This is a genomic window from Proteiniclasticum aestuarii (assembly GCF_017368455.1).
Classification (GTDB): Bacteria; Bacillota; Clostridia; order Clostridiales; family Clostridiaceae; genus Proteiniclasticum; species Proteiniclasticum aestuarii.
This window is the reverse complement of sequence record NZ_JAFNJU010000016.1, coordinates 20,636-30,296: the sequence shown is the minus strand read 5'-3', so window position 1 is coordinate 30,296 and position 9,661 is coordinate 20,636. Positions and strand designations below refer to the sequence as shown.

At 47.2% G+C, this 9,661-nt stretch carries 10 protein-coding genes; 1 reads left to right on the top strand and 9 read right to left on the bottom strand.

Translation table 11 applies throughout. From position 1 onward, the window contains the following. Positions 1-228: 228 nt before the first annotated feature. The 9 genes from eutC to J3A84_RS14680 form a co-directional block, all read right to left on the bottom strand. Positions 229-1,152 (bottom strand): ethanolamine ammonia-lyase subunit EutC, encoded by a 924-nt coding sequence (gene eutC, locus J3A84_RS14720; protein ID WP_207600813.1) that lies wholly within the window; start codon positions 1,150-1,152, stop codon positions 229-231. Positions 1,153-1,170: 18 nt separating this feature from the next. Continuing rightward, on the bottom strand, positions 1,171-2,535 hold the full coding sequence (gene eutB / locus J3A84_RS14715) for an ethanolamine ammonia-lyase subunit EutB (protein WP_207600812.1): 1,365 nt from the start codon (positions 2,533-2,535) through the stop codon (positions 1,171-1,173). 453 nt (positions 2,536-2,988) lie between these two features. Further along, positions 2,989-3,738: a nitroreductase family protein gene (locus J3A84_RS14710; RefSeq protein ID WP_207600811.1), complete on the bottom strand. Its 750-nt coding sequence runs from the start codon at positions 3,736-3,738 to the stop codon at positions 2,989-2,991. Positions 3,739-3,793: 55 nt separating this feature from the next. Then, positions 3,794-4,711: a nucleoside hydrolase gene (locus J3A84_RS14705; protein ID WP_207600810.1), complete on the bottom strand. Its 918-nt coding sequence runs from the start codon at positions 4,709-4,711 to the stop codon at positions 3,794-3,796. An 80-nt stretch (positions 4,712-4,791) separates the two neighbouring features. After that, positions 4,792-6,033: an SEC-C metal-binding domain-containing protein gene (locus tag J3A84_RS14700; RefSeq protein ID WP_207600809.1), complete on the bottom strand. Its 1,242-nt coding sequence runs from the start codon at positions 6,031-6,033 to the stop codon at positions 4,792-4,794. 11 nt (positions 6,034-6,044) lie between these two features. Beyond that, a complete protein-coding gene (locus J3A84_RS14695) occupies positions 6,045-6,359 on the bottom strand; it encodes a hypothetical protein (protein ID WP_207600808.1) in 315 nt (104 codons plus the stop codon). Between the two features lie 35 nt (positions 6,360-6,394). Then, positions 6,395-6,589 carry a YwbE family protein gene (locus J3A84_RS14690; protein WP_207600807.1) on the bottom strand — a complete coding sequence of 65 codons (195 nt, stop codon included), beginning with the start codon at positions 6,587-6,589 and terminating at the stop codon, positions 6,395-6,397. Between the two features lie 266 nt (positions 6,590-6,855). After that, positions 6,856-8,121: a cation:proton antiporter gene (locus J3A84_RS14685; RefSeq protein WP_207600806.1), complete on the bottom strand. Its 1,266-nt coding sequence runs from the start codon at positions 8,119-8,121 to the stop codon at positions 6,856-6,858. A 5-nt stretch (positions 8,122-8,126) separates the two neighbouring features. After that, a complete protein-coding gene (locus tag J3A84_RS14680; protein WP_207600805.1) occupies positions 8,127-8,741 on the bottom strand; it encodes a TetR/AcrR family transcriptional regulator in 615 nt (204 codons plus the stop codon). Between the two features lie 257 nt (positions 8,742-8,998). On the opposite strand from J3A84_RS14680, the gene J3A84_RS14675 reads away from it, so the two are divergent. Continuing rightward, positions 8,999-9,643: an aspartate/glutamate racemase family protein gene (locus J3A84_RS14675; RefSeq protein WP_207600804.1), complete on the top strand. Its 645-nt coding sequence runs from the start codon at positions 8,999-9,001 to the stop codon at positions 9,641-9,643. The last annotated feature ends 18 nt before the right edge of the window (positions 9,644-9,661 follow it).

The window sequence follows — 9,661 nt, the reverse complement described above, 5'->3', positions numbered from 1 at the left end:
AGCGGCCAACTAAAATTTTATCATAGGAGTTTTTGTTCTTGAAGCTTAAGCTGATTTTGTCCACCTGCATAGCAGGTGGTTTATTTGTTTCAAATTAACCATTTGAAACGCACTAAAGTGACACAAAAAAGCTCCTGAAACGCGAAATTCAATTCCGTTTCAGGAGCCTTTTTCTCTCTGTCTATTCAGTTCCTTGGCATTGCAGCCCTTATGATTCGATGGCGGATATCAGCTCATGCTGAACTCCGTCCCGGAGATCTTCAGATCAAACATCTTCTTTGCCACACTGGCAAGGTGTGCTCCGGCTTCAGAAGGATTGATGCCGTTTTCATGGATATTGGAAATCACGTTTCTTCCCGCTTCCGACATGCCGACCTTTCCCTTGTAGGTCATGTAGGCACTCATGGATGTATAGGTGGACAGCCCCGGTCTTTCTCCGATGAGCATGATGGTGACCTTGGGATCCAGAATCTCTGTGATCACATCCATGGCAGGTACTCTCGCATATTTGACATAGATCGGTGTGCCGCTTGACAGCCCTTCGATCTTGAGCCCCTGCATAAGAGAAGCAAGCAGGTCATTGGTATTGTAGGCCATGGCAGTACTGGAGAGTCCCTCAGAAAGTATGATCTGCACATCTGCATTCTTCTTGCAGTTGTCAGCGATCTTTTTCTTCATCTCATCGGTGAAGAGTCTTCCGATGTCCGGCCTTGATAGATATTCATCCTTGTCGATGCACTTCGTCTGGGCCATGAACATATGATTTTCTTCCGCCAGATTCTCCGGGGCTTCCGAAAGAGCCGCATCATAGGCACCTGCATGGTCCACCAGCATCCTCAGATAGGCACTGGTCTTATATCTGGGACCGCTTCTTCCAAGTCCCATTCTTGCATCGGTCTTTTTCTTGATCCGAAGAAACTCCTCGGGCTTCGCCGGATTTTCAATACCTAGATACAGCCTGTAGTCATCCTGACGGATATCCGGAATCACATCTCCCTCTGTCTCATCTTGCTTCTGATTGCCCATTTCACCTTTTTTAAGGGTTTCCGTTGCAGCGGTTCCATTTCCGATTGTTTTCTTCTCTGCGTTATCACTTTCTTTAATCGAGCTTAACACCCGCTCAATGATTACTCTCATCTGTTCATCATTCATTCTGCTTTCCCCCTCCGCTTATAAGAAAATGGAGCCGTCACCGGCCAGCGGCGTCAGCTTTCCGTTTTCATCCATGAGCCCCTTTTTCATCATCCACTGATGAAATTCAGGCGCTGGCTTTCTGTTCATGAGCTCACGCAGGCAGGCATCATCATGAAAACTGGTATCCTGATAGGCCAGCATCACATCATCTCCATGAGGGATGCCCATGAAGAAGTTTGCTCCGGCCATGGTCAGAAGCATGGTGCCGATCTGCTGATCGTCCATATTGATCGGTGTATGATTCGTGAAACAGGGCGCCATACCCATGGGCAGTCCCATGAGTTTACCCATGAAGTGGTCTTCCAGGTTTCCTCGGATCATTTCCTTTCCATCATAAATGGTCTCGGGTCCGATGAACCCGGTGACGTTATTGACCATGAAAGGATCGAAATATCTGGCGAAACCATAGGTTCTGGCCTCCAGCGTCATCTCATCCACGCCCTCGTCCGCATTGACCGATACCTCTGAACCTTGCCCGGTCTCGAAATAGAGCAGATTCGGACCCGAACTGATTCCATTCTCATAAGCCACCTGATAGGCTTCCTGAATCAGTTTCTTTGTCACACCGAAATTGTCGTTGGTCTTTTCCGTGCCCGCAATGGACTGGAAGATCATGGACAGCGGTGTCCCTTTTCTCATGGCCGCCATCTGGGTGGTGATATGAGAAAGCACAGTGATCTGGGTAGGAATTTCATGTTTCATGACAAATTCGTAAAGCTTCTGGGCAATACGATTGGTACTTTCGTAGTTGTCTTCCACCGGATTGATACCGATGCACGCATCGCCGGACCCGAAGGAGATTCCTTCCATGACCCCCATGATGATGGTTTCCGGATTGTCTGTGGTGCTGTTTGCCTGAATTCGGAAGGAAAGGGTTCCCGGATGTCCGATCTCCGTGTTGCAGCGGGTGATTTTATGAATCTTGCTGGCACCATAGACCAGGTCCATGCTGCTCATGATTTTAGCCACGGCTGCGGCTACCTCACCACTGATGCCTCGGGACATTCTTTTCAGATCCTCATTGGTGGTTCTGTGATCCAGAATATATTCTCTGAGTTCTCCGATGGTGGTGTTTCTTATACGGTCATAGGTTTTCTTGTTCATGCCGTCCAGATTCACTCTGGTGACTTCATCTTTCTCATAAGGCACGGTGGGGTTTTCCACCAGGTCTCCTATGGTCATTTCAGACAGAACGATTTTCGCTGCAACTCTTTCGGTCTCATCACTGGCGGCGATTTTCTGAAGACGGTCTCCAGACTTCGGTTCATTGGCTTTGGCTAGAACATCCTTGATATCTCTGAATTGGTGAACATTTCCATTAATGACTGTTTTCAGTTTCATAGGCTTCTCCTTGTTCGATGTATTCAATCTGACTTCTTTCTATCATCACATTTGACTGACCAGTCTTATCAGCAACCGCATCCTATCATACGAAACGCATTGCCTAGAACCGTGCATACTCCATCCACTTCTCTTATGCACCTGCGATCCCCCCCTCTTCTTTTTCTGAAAATGAAATATATCCGAGTGAGATGTTCAGTCTCCACTTGCATGATATTCCCCCTTGGTTTAGCAAGGAAAGACTCTCAAAAAAAACTCATAGAATCAATATTCTATGAGCTGCTTAGCACAAATATGTCATTTCCTATACTATGTGACATCATTGTATCAATTATTGAATTTTCTGTCAATGAATATGTAAAGGTATTCAAAGCTTTCTGAAGAAGAATCCCCTCCTATGCGATGGTCTGAAAAACACAGGGGAGAATTCTCCCATCACGCCTATCAGGGAATTTATTCTTCTTCGGGTTCATCCAGAAATGCCTTCAGATAGACCTTACTGGAACGGGTCATCTCCAGAGAAAATTCGGACATGTATTTCCGCTCACAGAACTTTCTCATGTACTCATCATAATCAAAGTCAGCCTGACCTGCACGCTTCTCAAACATTTCCCTATGATCAGAGAGTGCCAGTCTCCTATACCGGTTCTCATGGACTATATAGGCTTTCTCAAACCGTTCAGGCTTCTTCCGCACCTTCTGCTGGTCCGTCGGGTAGCCCAGAACCAGCATGGTGACCGGCACAACATAGGCATCCAGCTCCAGCAGCTTTCTGACCGCTTCCACATTCTCCAGGATGTCTCCGATGTAGCAGGAACCCAGGCCGAAAGACTCTGCGGCAACCACCGCATTCTGGGCGGCAATCACCGCATCCTGGATAGACAGAAGAAGATCCCCGGCTCCTGGCTTTCTTGCTGTAAGGCCCGCTTCCTCATAGGCATCCAGCCATCTTCTGCTGTCCGCAAGAAAGATCAGTGCAATAGGCGCTTCAGCTATGAAGTTCTGATTGTCGCAGGTCACAGACAGCTTCTTCTTGAGGTTCTCCTCTGTAACATCGATGATGCTGTAGAGCATCTGATTTCCAGCTGTTGGCGCCTGAAATGCGGCATTGAGCACAGCTTCTTTGATGGAGTCCGGCACAGCTCTCTTCTCAAAGACCCGCACGGATTTACGGCTGAGCAGTGATTCATAGATCGGATTCATCTCTTCTCCCCCATTTTCATTTAATTAATGACTCTTTCATTCTGGCAGGTTCACTTCATACTTCCGGTTTCAGGGCATCCAGAATGGACTTTCTGAAAAATCCCTGATCCATGTCGTAGAAGACCCTGCAGTTGGGCTTCTTTTCCTGGCTTTTTCTGCTGTCCACATAGCTCATCCCCCGGGTGATGCCTTCTCTTGTATCGATTTCCACATACTGATCTTCATAGACGAACTTTTCCGGCTCTGTCAGAGCAAGGATCGCGCAGGGATCATGGATTGCCGTATCCTTTGAGGTATAGGAAGAGAGAATCTTCATGCTGAACTCAGAGAATTCGCTCTGATATGCCTTCATGGTGTTTATCTCTTTTTCCGTCAACGTGGCACGGAGCGTCACATCAAGCCCGCAGAGAAGAAGCTTCACACCGCTTTTCATGACGATGTCTGCAGCCTCCGGATCCTTGTGAAAATTGAACTCACTGTAGGGTGTGATGTTTCCCCTTCGAATTCCGCCTCCCATGATGCTCACAGCTGCAATCTTTGATTTCAATTCCGGATAGGCTAGAAAAAGAATCGCCAGATTCGTCAGCGGTCCCACAGCTGCGATATATACGGGCTCTTCGCTTTCCAGTAGGATCTTTCTATAGACATCCAGTGCCTTCAGTGCGCTTAAAGTATGCAGTCTGTCCTCCCCGAATTCATGGGCATATCCACCCAGTCCATCTCTTCCGTGCACTGTGCCCAGCGGTGGCGGTTCTCGGAGTAGCGGCCTGGATGCGCCTTCCGCCACGATGCAGGGAGCATCCAGCAGTCCTGCGATGAGCCGTGCATTATAGGTGGTCTTTAGAATGTCCACATTGCCAGAAACACTGCAGATGGCTTTCAGGTCGATTTCCGGTGTGACATGGGCCAGAAGTATGGCAAACACATCATCCACCCCTGGGTCGCAGTCCAGAATCAGCGGGTATTTCTTCAAATTTCTTCCCTCCTAATATAATATTATCGCTAGATAGAATATTCTGAGACAATTACTGGATCTCATTCAGATGAAACTCCTTAGGATTTTCTTCCACAGCAGTTTTTATGTTTCTTCCCGCTTCCACAAAGGCAGGGTTCATTTCTGCCAGTCTTACTGTTTTTCTGTTTCACTTTTGAACCCATGACGGGTACAGCGCTGACTGTGAGGGGAGGTCTGTACGAACTTCTCGTCTTCTTCTTCTTTTTTCCAGATAGTTCCACAGGTGCATAGCCACGCAGCTCCCATTGGGATGCATGATCATAAAGATTCATGACCAGCCCTGAAATCATCTGAAACCAGTTTTGATCAGGAATCACAAACCTCTTTTCCAGATGCTTCATGACTTCCATAGGATCTCCTGTCTGATTGATGATTCGAGTCACCTCTCGTCCGATTGCTTCTGCCTGAGAGGAAGTCAATACATAGGCATCCCGGATGGTCTCTAGAAATACTCTCATTTCGGGTGTCTTCTCTATGTATCCGGGCTTTCCTGCTTTTCGCAGTTTTGCAATGGTAAAAGGATAGGGTGGTAGCTCCTTCCTCTTATTCTGCTCCGCCATCACTTTGGACAGATTGCGGACATCCTTATGAAAAACCAGTGCTCCGCTCTTTTCAATTTCCCCGTAATAAACTGCTGCCTCACCAATGACTGCTGAATAGTCCATGGGGTCCACTTTCACCCCGGTGAGTCCGGAAATCCTTGTCAACACATTCCAGTATTCATCCACGCCAATGTAGTAGAGCATCCCCTGGGTCAGAAGCACCCAATCAGAATTTCGCTTCAGAATTTGAGACAGTTCCTCTCCCTCAATGGCTCTTAGCGAATACGCCAGGTCTTCTGGTATGAAAAGTACTTTCTTACCTTCATAAATCCCATGAAAAAGAAGTCCATACCTGGAAAGTGTTCCCACCTCCCTTGGCGTCATCTGCTCATAAGGAACGATTCCGCCATGAGAAAGAACTCTGCCAAGCACCTGATATCTTTCTTCATCCCATCTGTAAAGAAGTGTACGCACAATCATCGGTATGAACTCTGACAATTCTTTGGCCAGGTCTGCCTTCTTCAGCGCGCTCATGCCAGGAATTCCAGAGGCCTTTCGAATTTCATCCAGTTCCTGTTTGGTTAGCCTTGACAATGCTTCATAGAAGAGGCATGGCGCTCCTGCCCTCTTCCATAACTCAACTTCCGCTTTCTTCCTCCGTACCTCTTCCTGCGCCATCATGCCTTTCAGCATTCTCTGGATATCCTTGTTCAGTTTTTTCTCTTTCTTCTCTCCCATATCCTGCTCCTCTAAAAAGGAATATCCGGATCATCAATCTCCACATCACGTATTTCAAAAGAGATGTCCGTCTCGATCTCCATTTCCATCTGCTCTGGCATCTCACCGAAAATACAGTCGAGTTCATCCTCTGTCACCTCGTATTCAAAGTCCTGGTTCATCAGAAAGTCCAATTCCAGGTCAAATTCATCCAGTAACTCCTCGCTCTTCCTCTTCTTCCTTCCCGATTTTCCAGAACAGTCCTTACAGATGTGTTTCTTATGTCCTTTGCCGGAGAACTTTTCATTGGATCTTGTTCTCCCGCATATTCTGCAGTAGTGCCCCATATATTCAACTACACTCCTTCCATGATTGGTATCAACTATTCCATGACTTCCTTCACTCTTCCTACTATGCCCCCTTCCAGCATGACTTTGATGCCATGGGGATGTGAGGGAGAATTGGTGAGGATTTTCATGACCACGCCTTCCGTCAGGTTTCCTGATTTCTGATCCTGCTTCTGCACGACCTTCACTTTTTTTCCGATGGTAATATCATTTCTTACTGTCCCACTCATTTCCTGTTCTCCTTTGTTCTGATGCTCAGAATCATTTTCTATCTTCTCTTTCTAACTCATTCTATCATCTTTTCACCTGTCACTGCCACGTTCCGTGAAAGAACCCTGCTTATTTTGTGTACGTTATAAGCATAGCCACTTCCAGTTCTGATGAAAATGAAGAAAGACTGAAACCTACCACCGCAGTAGATTTCAGTCTTGCCTGATTCCTTGTGGATTCTCTGGAAGCATCCCTCCATGATGAGGAGATCCTATGATCTGATGCTTCAGCTGGAACTTAAGCCCAAAGCTTCTGAACGATTATCTATAGGCTGCTGTTCTAGCTCCCCTGCCCATTCGAAGGCTTTCTTCGCAATGATGACGGCTATGATCTCATTGATGATGGCAGCTGCAGCGATGGTTCCCTGAAGAATCACTGCGGATTCAGGATCAAAGGTATTCAGGGTAGTGGCTGCAATGGCGGTGAACACAAGGGAGACACCGGAATGGGGTAACAGTGTCAGTCCCAGATATTTCTTCACGGTTTCCGGTAAACCTGTCCGCGCTGCCCCCAGATAGGAACCGGAGTACTTGCCCAGCGCTCTGGAGCCGATGTAGACCGCTGTGAAGATCCCAGCATCCAGAATCAGGTGATAATCCAGTGGAGCACCCAGATTCAGAATGACCACCATGAGGGAGAGCATCAGTAAGGGATTGAACGCAGTCATGATCTCTTCCAGTCTCTTTTCCGTAACCATATTCGCGAAGGTGGCGGAGAAAGCCATGCCGATGAGCATGAAATTCAGAGCAGGCTCGTCGAGAATCACATGATTGAAGAGAAAACCAGTTCCTGCTGCCATAAGAATCAGGGCTATGGTGCGGATTCTCGTAATATTTCTCGACGCTTCCTGCTTCAGGATCATACCACCGAAGAATCCTGTCCCCATGCCGATGGCAATGGGCAGTAGTATCATCAGTGCCAGCGTCATGGAGAGTGGTGCTCCATGACCGGCATTCGCTGCGGTGATCAGAGAATTGATGCTGAAGAACACGATGATGGCCACAATGTCATCCAGTGCAGCCATGGGAATCAGGGTTCTGGTCACAGGACCCTCTGTCCGGAATTCTCTGACTATGGATAAGGCGGGTGCTGGTGCTGTGGCCAAGGCGATTCCTCCGAAAATAAGTGCAAGATATAGAGGGATCCCTGAAAAATAGAAGATGACTCCGAAAAACAGAGTCACCACGAAAAATGTGGAGAGAGACTGAAAAACAGTGGTCACCATGATCTGCTTTCCGGACTGCTTCAGATTCTTTAGAACCAGCTCACTGCCGATCATCAGCCCCATGCCGCATTCCAGCACACTTAATACTGTATGATACCATCTGGCGTGAATAAGCTCATCACTAAGAAGACCGAAGGCATGGGGACCTAAAATCATGCCAGCCAGAAGCCAGCCTAAAATAGCGGGAAGCCGTAGTCTTGAAATCAGCTTTCCGGAAAAATACGCTAGGATGACTCCCAAGAGGAGTCGTAGTATAAGGTTTGTCATTTATCTTAGTCCTCCTTGATGATTCCATAAAACATCAGTTTCAGAAGCCTCTTCAGCTTAAGCTCATGCTCCTGAAACAGCTGACCAATGTCTTCATACTCCTTTTTCTGAAAGTGATGGTTGAAGGATTCCTGAAAGAGCATGAAGTATTCCACTGCCTCCTGGCGCGTTACGTCTTCCTTCAGTTCCACATGATCCAGAATCCGTTCATAAAATTCAATATTGAAATTCTCCAGTTCCGCTGTAATGTCTCGGATCTCATCTCGTAGATGTTTCGGGGGCTGGAGCAGAGCATTGGTGAAAATCGTGCTATAGTAAGGATTTTCCTTGAAGAACTCCTGACGTGATGACAGGTATTTCTCCATGCTTTTCTCCACATGAGAAAAAGAGAGTTCAATGCCACCGAGAAAATCCAGGAGACTCATAAAGCATGCTCTTACACACACAAGATAGAGCTCATCCTTGTCTTTGAAGTAGTGATAGATGATTCCTTTGGATAGGGCGCCTCTTTTCGAGATTTCGTTTAAAGAGGCTTCACTGTAGCTGTGCATGCCGAATTCCTTCACTGCAGCGCTTACAATCTGCTCCCTGGTCAGTCTGTTCTTCTCTTCCCGGTTCATGGTCTCGCCTCCTCATTATTGACCGACTGGTCAATAATATGATTCTATCACGAATTGACCGATCGGTCAATAATGCAGATATTCACCAGGCACACCTCCTAGGAGCGTCATTTCCTGGTTAGGCACCTCACCATACGATTTCTGTTTTCCCCTTATGGAACTGCACTGCTGCTGCACCTTTTCGTTTTTACTATGGCTTTTATGCTGATCTGGTGTAAAATAGAACTATTATTTTTAAACGAAAGAAGGTGCAGAGTATGATTGCAGTGCTGGCTGGAACCCCTGTTGATACTGCTATGGGCGTAGCGTATCTTAAGAAGAACGGACTGGCATCCAGAGGATACCACGTATCGGACACTCCGAAAGAGCAGAGTCTGCTTCAGGTGGTCTATCCTCTAAAACTGGTTCAGATGGTAAAGGAAATTCTCATGGGAATACGAGAAGAAGGAATGGACACTGTTTATGTCTACTGCAACTCCATTGCCGCTGCAGTGGATCTGGAAAGTCTTGCCAGTGAACTTTCCCTCCAGATCATCACGCCTCTCATGATCTATGTGGAAATGGGCAGAAGGTCAACGTGCCTTGGCGTACTGGCTGCCAACAACCAGAGTACCCATGGTATTGAACGATCCATTCAGAAGCATAACGAGGATGTTCATGTCATCGGCACCGGTATGCTGAAGCTGGTGGATGCAGTGGAGGAAGGACTGTCTCCTGAGGAGATCATCCATAAATTCAGGCTTGTAGATCTTCTCAAGTTCTACGGGAATGCAGGGTGTGAAGCTGTGATTCTCGGTTGTACCCACTTCTCCTATTTTTATGAAGCGCTATCAGAGAGGAGTCCCCTTCCTCTGGTGGACCCCGCTGAATCCATGCTTTTGAAGATCGCAAAGAAGTCCTGACAGGCAGAGCAGAAATAT

What these genes read in the sequence shown, in the direction of transcription:
- eutC (WP_207600813.1), bottom strand. Translation starts at nt 1,152, where the DNA reads ATGAATGATGAACAGATGAGAGTAATCATTGAGCGGGTGTTAAGCTCG.
- eutB (WP_207600812.1), bottom strand. Translation starts at nt 2,535, where the DNA reads ATGAAACTGAAAACAGTCATTAATGGAAATGTTCACCAATTCAGAGAT.
- J3A84_RS14710 (WP_207600811.1), bottom strand. Translation starts at nt 3,738, where the DNA reads ATGAATCCGATCTATGAATCACTGCTCAGCCGTAAATCCGTGCGGGTC.
- J3A84_RS14700 (WP_207600809.1), bottom strand. Translation starts at nt 6,033, where the DNA reads ATGGGAGAGAAGAAAGAGAAAAAACTGAACAAGGATATCCAGAGAATG.
- J3A84_RS14695 (WP_207600808.1), bottom strand. Translation starts at nt 6,359, where the DNA reads ATGGGGCACTACTGCAGAATATGCGGGAGAACAAGATCCAATGAAAAG.
- J3A84_RS14690 (WP_207600807.1), bottom strand. Translation starts at nt 6,589, where the DNA reads ATGAGTGGGACAGTAAGAAATGATATTACCATCGGAAAAAAAGTGAAG.
- J3A84_RS14685 (WP_207600806.1), bottom strand. Translation starts at nt 8,121, where the DNA reads ATGACAAACCTTATACTACGACTCCTCTTGGGAGTCATCCTAGCGTAT.
- J3A84_RS14680 (WP_207600805.1), bottom strand. Translation starts at nt 8,741, where the DNA reads ATGAACCGGGAAGAGAAGAACAGACTGACCAGGGAGCAGATTGTAAGC.
- J3A84_RS14675 (WP_207600804.1), top strand. Translation starts at nt 8,999, where the DNA reads ATGATTGCAGTGCTGGCTGGAACCCCTGTTGATACTGCTATGGGCGTA.